Below are 15,030 nucleotides of genomic sequence, written 5' to 3' on the forward strand. Positions count from 1 at the left end.
ATACGGGAAAGAGCTATCACTGGAGGATAGCTCTTTCCTTTTATCGCAAGAAGTCAAGCAATGACGGTTGGATGACGCGGGAGCCGGCTCCGAGTGCAGCGCGGAGGACAGATTCCTGGGTGGTTAAGTCCATGATGACCTTTTCCATATCGGCATCTTCATTGTCAGAGAGAATGCGATTTACGATGACAACCTGGCCGTCAATCCGGTCTTCCATTAATTCAATGCGGTTCGTCCGTGCCCCGAGGTCAGCCCGTTCATTGAGCACGGCATTGATCCGGTTATCGATATCTTTCAAATAGTCGCCAATCGGCTTCGATGGACTTGTGCTATTCAAATCATTGATCAAATTGTCGAGGTCTTTAAACAGCCCATCAGAAAAGACGTGGGTTGGATTAATATTGACCCCGATTTCAATTCCTTTTGACAGCTCAATTTTCACTTCATTTTGATTTGTAGAAGCCGTTATTTTGCCGGATGCATCAACTGTAACCGGAGGGTTGTTCGTATCGTTTCCGTTAAAAATATATTTGCCCGCCACCTGTGTATTGGCGATGGAAATGAGCTGATCCTTCAATTGACCGATTTCAGTGGCGATGGCACTCTTTTGATTTTCTTCGTATGTTCCGTTGCTGCCTTGAACGGTCAACTCGCGAATCCGCTGAAGCGTGCTTGTCGCTTTATCGAGCGCATCGTCCGAACTTTCCAGCCAATTGTACGCCTCGGAAAAGTTGCGTTTGTATTGCTCAATTTCCGTCAGATTGGTCCGGTATGACATCCCTTTCATCGCCACGACCGGGTCCTGGGACGGCCGCGTAATTTTTTTATTCGTTGCCAGCTGGTCTTGATACGTTCCTAGCCGTTCATAGCTGTTGCTTAAATTGCGCAGCATATTCCCTGTTAACATGCTTTGTGTTACACGCATCGCTTTCCACCTACCTTCCGACGACGCCCATGCCGTTAATGATTTTATCCAGGATTTGATCGACCGTCGTGATCATTCTGGCCGATGCATTGTAGGCATGCTGGAATTGAATTAAGTTTGTCATTTCTTCATCAAGCGATACACCGCTGACAGATTGCCTCTTATGATCAACGGATTGGGCGAGCACTTCTGAATTTTTCACGAGGCGATTCGCTTTTTGCGCATCAACGGCCATTCTCCCGATCGCACTTTCGTAATAGCTCTGAATCGTTGTCGTATTTCCATCAATTATAAGTGTATTATTTTTGACATCCGCCAATTTTTTGGCATTGCTCGCATCTCCAGAAAATACGTTGCCGGAAGCATCCGGCAGAGCTGCCGCAATATGATCAAGGTGATCTTTATCAATGACCACTTGAATGTCTTTTGCAGTTGTGCCCGAAAAAAAGTCGTTTCCTGTATTCGTGTTCGGGCTCGTTTTTGACAATCCGTATCCCTGGCGGTGAACGTCATTAAATTTTTCAATAAAGGCTTTTGCCATTGAATCAAGCTGTTTCAGCATGTCAGGATAATGCCCTTTTACCGCCGTGCCATCGGTATAGCCATACGATTCAATTAAACCTCTTAATTTCCCTTGAAACGTATCGTTGTCCGCTAGTTTCGTAAAGTCGATGTCAAGCTTCTGGCCGTTACAATCGATTTCCGCAATCGGGCCAGTCGGGTTTCCGTTGCTGTCACTCGGCTGAACCGAGAGGCGGTTCACTGTATTTCCCTGGACTAAATTCGTTTTGTTTCCCTGGCTGTCCAGAATAAAAATATTGTACGTGCCTTCCGCGATCGGCAAGGCGTTTCCGCCACTTGTGTTTTTTTCCACTTTTACATTCAATAATGAAGATAGCTGGTCAACGAGGTTGTCCCGTTCATCATATAAATCGTTCGGCAAGTAGCCGTTCGGCTCGATCTCGCTAATTTGCCGGTTGATCGAGCTGATCTGGTCAAGGATGGAATTAATGTCCTTCACCGTCACCCCGATTTGGTCGCCGAGATCTTGCTGGATATTTGTTAAAGAGTTGCTAATGTAGCGAAAAGTATCGGCAACTGCCTCTCCCCGTTCGCGGACGACCGAGCGTGCCCCGCTGTCCTGTGGGTTCGCCGAGAGATCTTGAAGACTCTGCCAGAATTGATTTAGCGTTTTCGAAAGCCCGTCATCACTTGGCTCGTTCATAATATCTTCCATTCGGGCAAGCGCATCGTTTTTTGCTTCCCAGTACCCTTGCTTATTCGCTTCTCCGCGGTATTGCTGATCCAGGAAATAATCACGGACGCGCTGGATTGAGCCGGCTTCAACTCCAGTGCCGACTTGTCCCGGAATGGCCGGACGATTCATGCCGACACCGGGATATGAGGACGTTGCCTGGAAATTGACGCGCTGCCGGGAAAATCCCGGCGTGTTGGCATTGGCAATATTATGTCCGGTCGTGGATAGTGCGGATTGTTGGCTCATCATGCCGCGTCTGGCCGTTTCCAACCCGCTAAATGTTGAAATCATCGTCGTTACCCCCTCATTTATTGCTTTAAGCTTTTGAGTCAAAAAAAGATTGTCCGACTGCTGCCTCATAGCCTTTCTTTTGCGGCTTTCCGTATGTTACCGGTTCTGGCTCCGGCAAAAGCAAGTCGATGGATAGATGGACAAATTGAAGCGACTGCTCAATTAATTGCTGGTTCAGTTCATTTCTCTCTTTTAAAAGAAAATATTCCGCTTTTACTTTTTCTTGAAGTTGAGAGATTCGTTCTCTCTCGTCTTCTTGTAGCTCTTCCAATAGAAGGCTAATCGTTTTATTGCCAAAAACGGTTATACGTTCTTGTTCCAACTGACGGAGATTTTTGACAAGTGTCCCTTCTTCGGCCATCAACATTTCTAATCGCTTCATGTTCCCTTTTTTCAAACTATCAGTCTTTTGAACGGCTAGCTTATTTAGTTGTTGATGTAATGTGAGCAAACGATCAAGGATCGATTCAATCGGTAATGTCATGACTGTCATTTTAATTCACCCAAAACTTATAAAACTTCTGTGCCGTTTCATGAATGTCCGCCACGTAAGTTCCGGATTGCACTTGCTCTTTAATCTGTTGAACCCGTTCTTTCCGTTTGGTTTCATAGAGATAGGAAGATTGGAGTTCTTTTGCTTCTTTCGAAATATGAAGCTTATCGGTTTGCATTGTTACATCCTCTTTCTGTTTCAAGGATTGATTCATTTGCTTTCTATACGGATTAAGATTCACTGTATTATAATGGTTGATTTTCAAAACGATCACCTCTTTCGAACAACTTCCAGCGTTGCCCGGGCTTTTAAAACAAATAACCGATACTGCGGTTCTCATACATAGTATCGGTTTTGTTTCTGCTATCTTTAGTTGCTGAATGAAAAATAGGTCTATCGGCGCCTATCGATATGGTACGATTGTCCTAGTTGTTCTTCCCTTTTTCTCTCTTCTTCCGTTTTCATCCATTCAAGGCCTTTCGTGATCTCTTTTTTGCAGTTGAAACAAAGCCGTCCTTCCTGAATCGGTGAACCACATGTTTCACATTCGTAAAAAAGATTTGGAAATCCGACAACGCGAATCCGGCCCTGGCGAATAAATTTCGTAATTTTATCTTCCGGGACTTCCGTTGCTTGATGGACCTGGTAAAGTGTGGCCTTGCGATTTTCGCTTTTTCTTATAAAACGGTACACTTTGTCAAACATTTCTTCTTCTTTTTTAAAACAATTATCGCAAACATCTCTTAATACCTGGACAAATAAGTTCCCGCATTCCGGACAGTTTTTCAATTCTCCCATTTTTGAAAGACGCTCCTTTAGTGCCTTTTTCTATATAAAAATGAATAGTTTTGATCCAATGAGCCAACGGGTGTGTGGCTAACCACTGTTGGCTCTCCCCCCTTTTTTAAAATGGAAAGAAGATATACATTGGTCAAATGCCAATCATATATCTCACTTTTCATTTCATAAGAAAAACTGGATTGCCGCCAATTTTCAAGCGTGCGCCTTTGTTTTTCTTATACTTTCACCCATTTGAAAAACGTTAAAGGTTATTAATGTGGAACAATACTTTGTTCCGCCACACTTACTTTAATTATCGGAAACTTTCAAAAAAAGTTTAGCGCGCCAGTGTAATCGAACATATCGTTGTTGCGCCTGCTTTTTTTAATGCGAGGGCAGCCTGACGCAAGGTGGAGCCCGTCGTATATACGTCATCGATTAATAAAATGTTTTTCGAATGTACGGATTGTTGTTCGACCATACGAAAGATCGGGTGTTTAATGGCGATCCGTTCGGCACGGGATTTCTTGCTTTGTTTTTCTTCATGAATGGTTCGTACAAGAGCGTTCATTACTGGAACATCTAAAAGTCTTGCCAGAAGTTCCGCCTGATTAAAACCGCGTTCATAATGGCGTTTTTCACTTAAAGGAATAGGGACGACAGTGTAGTCCTTGAAATGTTTTTTGAAAAGTTTTTTTAAGGGGAGTTGGAAAGCTTCGATCAATTTTGCATCGCCTCTATATTTAATCCGGGCAATCATTTCTTTTAAATGATCATTATAAATATAAAGGGAGCGGTTTTTCGTAAGCAGTCCTTGCCAATTCTTTTCTTTTTCCCAACGTACACAATCGTAACAAAGTTGGTCCTGTCGATATTTCTCAGGAAATAACGACAAAGGTCGTCCACAACAGTGACATATTTCTCCATGAATTTCTTGTAATGAACCCCGGCAAATTGAACAAAGTGTCGTCTCTTCGTTTAAGCCGAGGAAAAATCTCCAGCTTACTTCGTCAATATACAATTGATCACAATACAAACAATGTTTCACAAAAACCCTTCCTTATTCATCGATTCAATATGCCGGATCGCCTGAATCATCGCATTCGTTTTCCCGTAATGATAGAAAATAACTTCACCGTTCGGGTCATCTTTGCTTCTTCCGGCACGACCTGATATTTGCACGAGGGCACTTTCGGTAAACACGTCATCTTCAGCGCCTAAAACGGCGATATCGGTAAACGGAACCGTCACCCCTCGTTCAAGAATCGTTGTTGTTACAATGATCGGAATGACTCCTTTTCGGAAACGTTCAACTTTCTCTTTTCGCTCCGGATCTTCCGCATGTACCCCTTCAATCTGCGGATCGAACGTTTGTAAATGTTCCGTGATGGTTTGCAAAATTGGAATCGTTGGGACAAATAGAAACCCTTGCCGCCTTTTTTCTAATTGTTGTTTCACCCAACTTTCTATTGGCTCTGGCAATTTTTTATGATTTAATTTCCGTTGCCAATTGCCGCACCATTTCATTTTCGGGACAGGCAATGGAAAACCGTGATATCGGCGCGGAATTTTAATAAAGGCCAGTTCGCCTTTTTGCATCCGTTTTTTCATCTGAGTAGAAGGTGTTGCCGTTAAATAAGCAAGTGTCGCCTCTTCTTTTTTCGCTTTTTGAACAGCAAACTGAAGCGATTTGTCAAAGGAGAAAGGAAACGCATCGACTTCATCTACGACGACAAAATCAAACGCCTGTTCATAGCGGAGCAGCTGGTGTGTTGTTGAAATGACAAGCTGTCCAAATTCCTTTCGTTCTTCGCTTCCGCCATATAACCCGATGACTTTCGTTTGCGGGAATACGGCCTTTAGCCTTGGCAATAATTCCAAAACGACGTCCGTTCTCGGTGTGGCGATACAAACCCTCTGCCCCATACAGAGGCTTTTTTCAACAGCTTCAAATAGCACTTCCGTTTTACCCGCGCCACATACTGCCCAGATTAAAAACTCGCCTCTTTTCCCAATTCTGTCTGCAAGTTGCCGCGAAGCTTCCCTTTGCGCACTGGACAATTCCCCGTTCCAATTGAGCAGGCTTTTCTTTTGTCCACCTGAATAAGATGGGCCAATCCATCTGACAAGCGGGGTGCACTGGCTGATCCGCCCCATCATGATGCATTTCCGGCAATAGACACATTGTTCTTCCTTGCAGCGAAAACAGGCAAAAGAAGCAAACAAATGCTTTTCGCAATTTCCGCACCGTCTGCATGAATAGCGTCCATTGTTTTCAATAATGCCTTTTTCATATGTTACACAGCCGTTTAGGAAATGTGTGTGAATGTCTTCGAGTGAAAAGGGAATTTCATCAAACAGGAGGAGTTTTCCAAAGAGGTGTTGTTGTAAGTCCGGGTTCGGTTTAAAGCTTTCATTATAAGGTTCGGGTTGAAATGGAGGAAGCAAATGAAAGGAAACCGGTGGGCTTTTTGCTTTTTCAATAGAAACAAGGCCTTCGGGGGCAACCATCACTTTGCCTTTATCCAAATAGGAAACAAATCTCAAGATTCATCACTCCAATGAAAGTTTAATAAACGTTAGAATCATCCGATTGATTGCTATAATGGTTTCATTGAAGATTAATAATGTGAGGTTAAATGCCGTGGTTGTTTAAGCACCCGGACAAACGACAGATAGCATTTGCCCGGGCTTTATTAGTGGTGTTTATACCAGCAAATTCCGATCGTTCCTTCGCCAACGTGTGTGGCGATGACCGGGCCGAAATAATCGATGGACAGCTGTGCCTTCGGGTATTTTTCTTGAATGCCCTCAGCGATTTCGCGTGCCTCGTTTTCCCGTTCCGCCTGAACGATGCTGATTGTAAACTCGTCTTCGTGCGTAACGGTGCTGCCGACAATGTCCAAAATTCGCTTGATCGCTTTTTTCTTCGTCCGGATCTTTTCGAATGGGACGATTTTTTTATCTTTAAATACGAGAACCGGCTTAATTTGCAACAAGTTCCCTACGAGTAGTTGAGCCGCGTTTAACCGTCCGCCGCGATGAAGATGGTTTAAATCTTCTACAACGAAGTAGCCGTACACTCCCCGTTCTTTCATTGCCTGAAGTTCGTCCATTATCGCTTCGGCAGTCGCTCCGTTCTTCGCCATCTCTGCTGCTTTTAATACGTAAAATCCTTGCGGGGCGCAGCTGATTTCCGAATCAAACACATGCAGTTTAATCGTATCGACCATATTGGTTGCACTGACAGCGCTTTGATACGTTCCGCTTATGCCGCTCGATAGTGTAATCATGACCGCTTCATCATAGTCTTTCGCTAGTTCCTCAAGCAATTGAACGAGTTCCCCAATTGGCGGCTGTGAAGATTTTGGCAGCGCTCCTTCTTTTCCAATCTTTTTATAAAATTCATCTTTCGTTAACTCGACTTCTTCTTTATATGTTTCTTCACCAATCGTAACGGTCAGCGGAATCATAAAAATATTTAGTTGTTTGCGAATGGATTCCGGAATATAGGAAGTACTGTCTGTTATAATCGCTGTTTTGGTCATTTTCAATTCCTTTCCTTTTAAAGGATGTTCAAAAAGTCCGGAGGTTCACAGGACGTGATATCTTTAGTCGAACTTTATAAACGTTCGATTTTCTGAGTCAGCTAGCTCCTATTTGTCTTCCTTTTTGAACACTTTCTTTTAATCATCCATAGTTTACACGAAATCGGCTTTTCTTACATCATGATTCTACTTAATATTGTCATTTCCCTGCAAATTTGGGTTTCATTTATAAAATTTCGACAAAAAGCAGGAGTATGTGACGGGAAAGGCGAAATAGTTAAAAAGTCCTAGTTTTTATAAATGATTAGTAATCAATGCGGAGGTTTTTTCAATGATGGAACATAATCAGTTCATTGTAGCATTGTCCATCTTTATCTCGTATATTTATTCTTGTGTTGCGCTCGATTTTGCATCAAGAAGTAAAGAGAAACAAGAGTGCCGCAAGAAATGGAAAATAAATGCGGCCCTTACAATGGCCATTGGGCTCTTGTCGTTTCAATTCATTTCTATTGTAGCATTCGAGCAATCCATGCAGCGGGCGGGTTACATTTTTCCAATGCTGATGCTTTCTATACTTTTGGTTACAGCTTGCAGCTATGTAGCGTTTACCTTCTTTGCATCCTCTCTATCTTCTCCTATTTATCTTCTACTAGCAGCCTGCTTTATAACCATAAGTAACCTGGCCATTCATTCCATGGATATGTCAATCTTCAGCCCGAATCCTATACGACATCATCCAATTGATTTCTTCGCTTCGATCATCATTGGCTTCTTCTTTTTATGGGTCGCTTTAAAGCAACAGTCCTTAAACCGTGAGCGTTCTATTGCAAAGCTTGGCACGAATGGGTTATTTTTTACAATCGGCATTGTTTGCATGCATTATGTAGGAGAAATTTCACTTTCTATAGATGAGATGTAGCCTTATTTGACAGTGCTTGATCCGGCCGTCGAAAATATTTCCCTGCTTTTAACGTTAGTTGTAACGATTGCGTCGTTGTTTGTCGTATTGTTATTTACGCTTGGATACATTAGTGATAAACAGCTTCGAATGAAAAGCCTGAATTTACAAGAGAGCGAAAATCGATATCAATCGTTTATTGATTTAAACCCAGACGGTGTATTTATCCTTGACCGGAAGAGAAGAATTGTAAAATGCAATCGTGCCTTTGAACAATTGTGCAGCCGGCCTTTTGAACAATTTAAAAATACTGATTATACCTTGTTTATTAAAGATCCCGAGAATCGTTCAAAAACGAAAGAAGCATTTAAAAAAGTATTGAATGGAGAAACAAGCAAACAGACCGTTACGGTAACGAATTTTGCCGGGGAATTGATCGATCTGGAAGCGACAAGTGTGCCTCATGTCGTAAATGGAGAAACCATAGGCGTGATCGGAATCGTAAAAGATATTACCGATATTAAAAAGGCGGAAGAACTTGTTCGCCAATCGGAAAAACTTGCGGTAGTCGGTGAATTGGCGGCGGGCGTTGCACACGAAATTCGTAACCCGCTTACTACGTTAAAAGGTTTTACACAAATGTTTTTTGCCAGAAGTTCCGAACCGGAAAATGAGAAGTTTTTAAAAATTATGCTCGATGAGATTGAGCGCATTAATTTTATTGTCAGTGAATTTATGGTGCTTGCAAAACCACATATGACCATTATGCAGCCAAAAGATATTATCTCTATTCTTAAGAGTGTAAAGGCGATCCTGGATACACAGGCGGTTTTAAAAAACATTGAAATCGATTTCCGCTGTCCAAATGAAACTATTTCCGTTGTTTGTGAAGAAAATCAAGTCAAGCAAGTTTTCATGAATGTGATTAAAAATGCCATTGAAGCGATGAAAGATGGAGGCACGATTCAATTAATTGTGGATCAAGAAAAAGATAGAAACGTAACGATTCATGTGATCGATGAAGGAGTAGGCATTCCAAAAGAAAACATTTCACAGCTCGGTCAGCCTTTTTTTACAACCAAACCTGAAGGAACGGGGCTAGGGTTAATGGTCAGCTACAAAATCATTGAAAATCATAATGGCAAAATAAAAATTGCCAGTGAAGAAAATAAAGGAACTGCCGTTACAATCACATTGCCTGTCGCTATGTCCACGCGGCAGGAAAATCACGGCATTGTCCGGGATGCCAAACGAAGAAACGCTACGATTATCCAATATAAAAAACGTTCAAGTTTCTGATGCTACAAAACCTGGCTCCCGCGGCAAGAGCCAGGCTTTGGTTTTATCTAGCGCATCTTCACCCAGCCGTTTTTAATCGCCTCAATAACGGCCTGCGTACGGTCGGTGACGCTCATTTTTTGCAAAATGTTGCTTACATGGTTTTTGACTGTCTTTTCGCTAATGTACAATTGATCGCCGATGCTCCGGTTGCTCTTTCCATCTGCCAGCAATTGAAGCACTTCGCATTCACGCCGTGTGAGAAGATGGAGCGGCTTGCGGTATTCTACTTCTTCAAGGTCGATATGCTCTTCCTTCTGTTCGGTTGTCATCCTGCGATATTCATTTAATAGATTGTATGTAACTCTTGGATGTAAGTAAGCGCCGCCATCGGCTACTACTTTTACTGCTTCAATGAGCGAGTCGGCATCCATCTCTTTTAAAAGGTATCCAGAAGCTCCTGTTTGAACGGCATGAGATACATATGTTTCGTCATCATGAATGGAAAGAATAATGACTTTCGTGTCCGGATTTTTTTCGACAAGGCGTCTTGTAGCTTCAACCCCATTTACTTTTGGCATATTAATATCCATTAATACAACATCCGGATGGTGCTGTTCCACGATCTCTTCAGCCTCGATTCCATCATCTCCTTCTGCAACGACAGAAAATTCTTCCTCCATGTCTAAAATCCGCTTGACCCCTTCGCGAAATAAACGATGGTCATCAATAATTGCAATGGTCGTTTTTTCCTGAGCAGGGGCATTGTTTTCTAATGTATTTATTTCTGCCAAGGTTAACCCTCCCTATCACTTACTGGTATTTGAATAAAAACGCCAGTACCAAAATTTACGCGTGAATTAATTTTTAATGTTCCTCCTAAAAGGTCCACTCTCTCTCTCATGCCGATCAGCCCGAAAGAGTTTGTTTTCCTTGATTGGGAAGTATCGAATCCTTTGCCGTCATCCCTGACATATAAAGAAATCGCCTTTGGCCCAAATTCAATTTTCACCTGAATTTTTGAAGCTTCGGCATGTTTACATGCATTTTGAACAGCTTCTTGCGCCAGGCGAAACAAGGCAATTTCCATTTTATTCGGCATTCGCCTTTCTTTTCCTAATGACTGTAATTCAATGTCTAAACCAGTGTTTTCCGCTGTGTTCCTTAAATACTTCCGCAATGTCGGAACAAGCCCGAGGTCATCAAGGGCCATCGGACGCAGGTCGTAAATGATTCGCCTGACTTCCTTCAAGGCAGCCCGAACCATTTCCCTTAACCCTTTTATTTCTTCAAAGCCTGCCTCTTTTCCTTTTTCATGGTAAATTCTTTCGATTAATTCTGAACGAATGAGGACGTTTGCCATTAGTTGAGCAGGCCCGTCATGGATTTCACGGGAGACGCGCTTTCGTTCCTCTTCCTGCGCTTCAATAATTTGCAGGCCAAACTCTTGTTTTTGTTGGGCATCCTGAACGATTTCGCTAATTTTAATCAAGTCTCCGCTTAAATAATTTAATACAACCGAAATTTGTCCAACAAGCGCCTCCGCCTTGGCAACGGTTTCTTTTAATGCGATCAATCTTCGCTCCAGATCATCGCGTTTTTCACGCAACTGTTTCTCCGTCTGCCTGATGACGGACATTTCAATTTGAATGGCGTTTGCCGTTTCATAAGCTTCGCGAATGTCCTGTTCCCCATATCTTTGAAAATGTTTGCTCACTTCGGCTAATTTGGAACGTGAATGTTTCGATAGCGCTTCTAATTTATCAGCTTTTTCAATCGTTTCAATGACCTTTCTCTTAACATCCTCAAGTTCTTTTGATAAGTGGATAAACTCATTTCGGGAATGTTCGCTAATTTCAAAAATTTGCGTTTTGCTTTCTTTGACGGTTTCAATCGTTTTCAAAAGAATACCGTCAAGCACTTTAGGGTCAATTTGTGTTTTTATTGACATGTAATACCCTCCATTTTAACCGTTGAAACATAAAAATTGTAAATTTTATAAGGAGAAAGTTACAGGAGGAATGTTTCATTAGTAAACGGACCGATAACTTTTATACTATGATTTTATCATTTATTTACTATTAGATATACACTATTCTCCCTATCCCTTCAGGCGAATTTATCCATCTATAGAACATTCGTTAATTTGAGGAATATTATGTCTGTGTTTTTGAACAAAATTGCTAAAGTAATTTTGTTCTCTTATAATTAGCTTAGCACGGTTACATGCAAAATGTTTTAAGTTTTTATTAAGAAGGAATTAAGAGGAGTTTTCCGATGTTATCAAACTATTTTACTATAAAAACGACTGGTGAACACGAACTGATTATCGACAAATCTCGATTTATTGCGCACATCGCAAGAGCCGAAACGGAAGAAGAAGCCATTCAATTTATCCAATCGATCAAGAAAAAACATTATAATGCGACCCATAACTGTTCCGCTTATTTAATCGGCGAGCAGGATCAAATCCAAAAAGCGAATGATGACGGGGAGCCGAGCGGGACGGCAGGGGTTCCCATGCTTGAAGTGCTGAAAAAGCGAAAGTTAAAAGACGTCGTCGTTGTTGTCACCCGTTATTTCGGCGGCATTAAACTTGGTGCCGGCGGATTAATTCGCGCCTACGGCAAATCTGTAAGCGAGGCATTAAATGCGGTTGGAGTGGTCGAACGCAAGCTTATGCAAGTCGTGCATACGAAAATTGAATACCCCCTTCTCGGAAAAGTAGAAAACGAGTTCCGCTCTTCCCATTATCCAATTAAGGACATTCATTATCTTGAACACGTCGAATTTGAATCGTATGTCCCTATTGATGAAGTCGACCATTTCAAAGAGTGGGTAACGGACTTAACAAATGCCCAGGCGGAAGTTGATTTAGGTGAACAGGAATATCTTGAATCTCTAGTTTAAAAAGGAGGACAAACAGAACCAGGAAGTTCAAGGCGCCGAAGTCCACGAGGATTGAAACGTAGTAGTTCCTACGTAAGAACCGGAGTGGCGAGGCAACGAAGAAATTCGCAGGTAATGTTTCCCGGACTTTTTAAACAACATTTAAACAAGATGTGACAGGTTCTTGACAATCCCCCAACAATGAAAACAATTTTACGAAAAGTGTGTATGTCGAATGGATAGACTTATTGTCTAATGGTGAAAAAGAAGATAAAATATTTGAGTTACGTGCAATATTTTTGGAACGATTGTTAGAAAATTCCGCCATTTTTAAGTTGAATTGAGGAGATGTTAATGAGTCAGCCGCAAACGAGGCTAGAAAAACACAAGAAAAAAAAGAGCCCCCTGCGCCGTTTTTTTAAATATGTGCTTGTTGTTGTTTTCATTGGTGTAATAGGCGGAGCGGGTTATGCCGGATTTTTAGGCTGGAAGGTAAAATCAACTGCTGAAAAAACATATCAAGGATTATCGCGTGATAAATCAAGCTTGCGCGAGGAGAAAGTAACATTAGGAGAGAATCCTGTTACCATTCTTCTTCTCGGTGTCGAAGATTATCCCGGTTCTCCGGGCCATTCCGATTCGATCATGCTGCTTACGATTAACCCGAAAACGAAAGAAACGGCTATTCTTAGCATTCCAAGGGATACGAGAGCGTTCTTGCCGATCGTCCAGCGAGAAGATAAAATCACCCATGCCTATGCGTTCGGAAAAAAAGGACATAAAGAAGAAGCAACGATCGATGCGGTTGAACACTTGCTGGATGTTCCGATCGATTATTACATTACAACGAATTTCCTTGGCTTCAAAAAAGCGGTCGATGATTTAGGCGGAATTGATGTAAACGTGCCATTCGACTTCCAGCAGCATGCAATGAAGGAAATTGGCGGGGGCACGCTTACATTCAAAAAAGGGGAAATGCATCTGAACGGAAAAGAGGCATTGACCTTCGCGCAAATGCGGAAAAAGGATCCTAAAGGAGATTTCGGCCGTCAGGAACGCCAGCAGCAAGTCATTAAAGCGCTTGCCGATAAAGCTTTGTCCATCACATCACTCACAAAAGCGAACGATCTTTTGGAAACGGTCGGCGACAATGTGAAAACAAACATTAGCTTAAGAGAGATGTTTGCCATCCGCAATTTCTACAAAACGATCCAAAATAATGATTTTGAGCGCTGGACGCTGAAAAAAGGGAAAGATGCGATGATCAATGGCATCTATTATTACCAGCCGAATATGGATGAGATCCATGAGTATACGCGCAAAATCAATAAAATTTTAGAACGAAACGACACACAAATGACGGATAATCATCCTGAAAATCAGACAACAACTGATCAGGCACAGCAATAAAGACGAGCCTCCTGATCGCTTCAGGAGGTTTATTTTATGTTTAAAAAGAAGCGCTGGCACTGTGCGTGCTCACATAAAGACCTGGCGGAAAGCCAGGTTTTCTAATGCTTATTCTTTTCAAGTCCGTATGTAATCGTTGTGATGATTTTTTCATATAAGTTCAGAATCGGCTTGTAGCGGTGGCTTACTAAGCCGATGAATTCCGCAATAATTTCTACCATTAAAATGAGAGCGATAACGATCGTGATGGAGCCCCATAATGATGTGGCCTGAAACAACACTGCCGCCGCACTGAAAATAATGCTTAATGCATAAATCATGAGCACCGTTGCTTGATGAGAAAACCCCATTTTTAATAAACGATGATGCAAATGGCCTTTATCAGGTGCTGCGATCGGCTTACGATTCGCGATTCTCCTTACGATTGCATAGAGCGTATCAAATACCGGAACCCCGAGGATGATGATCGGTACAACAAAGCTAAATAATGTGACGCTTTTATAAAGTCCAAGGAGCGAAATAATCGAGATGGAGTAACCTAAAAAAAGTGATCCGGCATCCCCCATGAAAATTTTCGCCGGGTGAAAGTTATATACTAAAAATCCAAGTGTAGAGCCGATTAAAATAACCGACATGGCGACGATCAGCATATGCCCGTGCGTACCAGCAATAAAGGCGATTGTGCTTGTAATAATGACGGAAACACCTGCCGCAAGCCCATCTAGCCCGTCAATTAAGTTAATGATGTTTGTAATCGTAATAATCCAAACAATAGTTGCAATAAAATCAAGGCTGCCTAATTGAAATTGCCCGATAAGCGGAATCGTTATAAGATCAACGTTTAAACCGGTACTGGCAACAATCACCGCTGCACAAAATTGGCCAAGTAACTTTGCTTTTGCGCTTAACGTATATTTATCATCGAGAACGCCGATGATCAGTATGAGGACGGCACCGATTATGATGCCCGTTAACTGTATATGATAGAGGCCGGACAAAAAGTAACCGACAAGAACGCCTGCAAAAATGCCGATCCCCCCCCATCTTGGCATTACTTTATCGTGTACTTTTCGATGGTTCGGTTTGTCGGTTGCGTTAAGAAGACGGGCGATTCGGATAATAAATGGCGTTACAAGAATGACCGTGAGAAATGAGGCTATTGTCGCCACCAATAATCGAGTGTCCATTGTTCGTTCTCCTTCACCAATGTCACTCTTAAGTTGCCCAATTTAACCAAAGTCATTCAACTTAACTTTGTTT

Annotated in this window: 15 protein-coding genes; 4 read left to right on the forward strand and 11 right to left on the reverse strand. The window is 42.1% G+C overall.

Annotated features, from left to right (window positions below; genetic code table 11):
- Window positions 1-40: 40 nt before the first annotated feature.
- From flgL to H538_RS0120665, 8 genes are all read right to left on the reverse strand, one after another.
- Window positions 41-925: a flagellar hook-associated protein FlgL gene (gene flgL / locus H538_RS0120630; RefSeq protein ID WP_026679186.1), complete on the reverse strand. Its 885-nt coding sequence runs from the start codon at window positions 923-925 to the stop codon at window positions 41-43.
- Window positions 926-935: 10 nt separating this feature from the next.
- Window positions 936-2,474 (reverse strand): flagellar hook-associated protein FlgK, encoded by a 1,539-nt coding sequence (flgK, locus tag H538_RS0120635; protein WP_026679187.1) that lies wholly within the window; start codon window positions 2,472-2,474, stop codon window positions 936-938.
- Between the two features lie 25 nt (window positions 2,475-2,499).
- A complete protein-coding gene (locus H538_RS0120640; RefSeq protein ID WP_026679188.1) occupies window positions 2,500-2,967 on the reverse strand; it encodes a flagellar protein FlgN in 468 nt (155 codons plus the stop codon).
- Window position 2,968: 1 nt separating this feature from the next.
- Window positions 2,969-3,232 (reverse strand): flagellar biosynthesis anti-sigma factor FlgM, encoded by a 264-nt coding sequence (locus H538_RS0120645; RefSeq protein WP_026679189.1) that lies wholly within the window; start codon window positions 3,230-3,232, stop codon window positions 2,969-2,971.
- A 128-nt stretch (window positions 3,233-3,360) separates the two neighbouring features.
- Window positions 3,361-3,765, reverse strand: coding sequence for a TIGR03826 family flagellar region protein (locus H538_RS0120650; protein ID WP_026679190.1), 405 nt, complete (start codon window positions 3,763-3,765; stop codon window positions 3,361-3,363).
- Between the two features lie 319 nt (window positions 3,766-4,084).
- Entirely contained in the window at window positions 4,085-4,795 is a 711-nt protein-coding gene (locus tag H538_RS0120655; protein WP_245595290.1) for a ComF family protein, read from the reverse strand.
- Window positions 4,792-6,294: an ATP-dependent helicase ComFA gene (locus tag H538_RS0120660; protein WP_026679192.1), complete on the reverse strand. Its 1,503-nt coding sequence runs from the start codon at window positions 6,292-6,294 to the stop codon at window positions 4,792-4,794. Before H538_RS0120660 ends, H538_RS0120655 begins: the two co-directional genes overlap by 4 nt.
- Window positions 6,295-6,443: 149 nt before the next feature.
- Window positions 6,444-7,295 (reverse strand): DegV family protein, encoded by an 852-nt coding sequence (locus tag H538_RS0120665; protein ID WP_026679193.1) that lies wholly within the window; start codon window positions 7,293-7,295, stop codon window positions 6,444-6,446.
- A 331-nt stretch (window positions 7,296-7,626) separates the two neighbouring features.
- Between H538_RS0120665 and H538_RS0120670 the strand changes: the two genes are divergently transcribed.
- Entirely contained in the window at window positions 7,627-8,214 is a 588-nt protein-coding gene (locus tag H538_RS0120670; protein WP_026679194.1) for an MHYT domain-containing protein, read from the forward strand.
- A gap of 12 nt (window positions 8,215-8,226) precedes the next feature.
- The gene (locus H538_RS24675; protein WP_245595296.1) at window positions 8,227-9,492 is read left to right on the forward strand and encodes an ATP-binding protein; all 1,266 of its coding nucleotides are present in this window, start codon (window positions 8,227-8,229) and stop codon (window positions 9,490-9,492) included.
- Window positions 9,493-9,539: 47 nt separating this feature from the next.
- On the opposite strand, the gene H538_RS0120680 is transcribed toward H538_RS24675, so the two are convergent.
- Both H538_RS0120680 and H538_RS0120685 read right to left on the reverse strand, forming a co-directional pair.
- The gene (locus H538_RS0120680) at window positions 9,540-10,265 is read right to left on the reverse strand and encodes a response regulator (protein ID WP_281172208.1); all 726 of its coding nucleotides are present in this window, start codon (window positions 10,263-10,265) and stop codon (window positions 9,540-9,542) included.
- 2 nt (window positions 10,266-10,267) lie between these two features.
- Window positions 10,268-11,422, reverse strand: coding sequence for a sensor histidine kinase (locus H538_RS0120685; protein ID WP_026679196.1), 1,155 nt, complete (start codon window positions 11,420-11,422; stop codon window positions 10,268-10,270).
- Window positions 11,423-11,748: 326 nt separating this feature from the next.
- On the opposite strand from H538_RS0120685, the gene H538_RS0120690 reads away from it, so the two are divergent.
- On the forward strand, window positions 11,749-12,381 hold the full coding sequence (locus H538_RS0120690) for a YigZ family protein (protein ID WP_026679197.1): 633 nt from the start codon (window positions 11,749-11,751) through the stop codon (window positions 12,379-12,381).
- A gap of 333 nt (window positions 12,382-12,714) precedes the next feature.
- Window positions 12,715-13,770 (forward strand): LCP family protein, encoded by a 1,056-nt coding sequence (locus tag H538_RS0120695; RefSeq protein ID WP_026679198.1) that lies wholly within the window; start codon window positions 12,715-12,717, stop codon window positions 13,768-13,770.
- 101 nt (window positions 13,771-13,871) lie between these two features.
- Here the strand turns inward: H538_RS0120695 and H538_RS0120700 are convergent, their stop codons facing one another.
- Window positions 13,872-14,957 (reverse strand): glycosyltransferase family 4 protein, encoded by a 1,086-nt coding sequence (locus H538_RS0120700; RefSeq protein ID WP_026679199.1) that lies wholly within the window; start codon window positions 14,955-14,957, stop codon window positions 13,872-13,874.
- Between the last annotated feature and the right edge of the window lie 73 nt (window positions 14,958-15,030).

Source organism: Fictibacillus gelatini DSM 15865 (genome assembly GCF_000430745.1).
Lineage (GTDB): Bacteria > Bacillota > Bacilli > Bacillales > Fictibacillaceae > Fictibacillus_A > Fictibacillus_A gelatini.

Excerpts from the sequence above, each read along its gene's own strand:
- flgL (WP_026679186.1), bottom strand. The coding sequence starts at position 925 with ATGCGTGTAACACAAAGCATGTTAACAGGGAATATGCTGCGCAATTTA.
- flgK (WP_026679187.1), bottom strand. The coding sequence starts at position 2,474 with ATGATTTCAACATTTAGCGGGTTGGAAACGGCCAGACGCGGCATGATG.
- H538_RS0120640 (WP_026679188.1), bottom strand. The coding sequence starts at position 2,967 with ATGACAGTCATGACATTACCGATTGAATCGATCCTTGATCGTTTGCTC.
- H538_RS0120650 (WP_026679190.1), bottom strand. The coding sequence starts at position 3,765 with ATGGGAGAATTGAAAAACTGTCCGGAATGCGGGAACTTATTTGTCCAG.
- H538_RS0120665 (WP_026679193.1), bottom strand. The coding sequence starts at position 7,295 with ATGACCAAAACAGCGATTATAACAGACAGTACTTCCTATATTCCGGAA.
- H538_RS0120670 (WP_026679194.1), top strand. The coding sequence starts at position 7,627 with ATGATGGAACATAATCAGTTCATTGTAGCATTGTCCATCTTTATCTCG.
- H538_RS0120685 (WP_026679196.1), bottom strand. The coding sequence starts at position 11,422 with ATGTCAATAAAAACACAAATTGACCCTAAAGTGCTTGACGGTATTCTT.
- H538_RS0120690 (WP_026679197.1), top strand. The coding sequence starts at position 11,749 with ATGTTATCAAACTATTTTACTATAAAAACGACTGGTGAACACGAACTG.
- H538_RS0120695 (WP_026679198.1), top strand. The coding sequence starts at position 12,715 with ATGAGTCAGCCGCAAACGAGGCTAGAAAAACACAAGAAAAAAAAGAGC.
- H538_RS0120700 (WP_026679199.1), bottom strand. The coding sequence starts at position 14,957 with ATGGACACTCGATTATTGGTGGCGACAATAGCCTCATTTCTCACGGTC.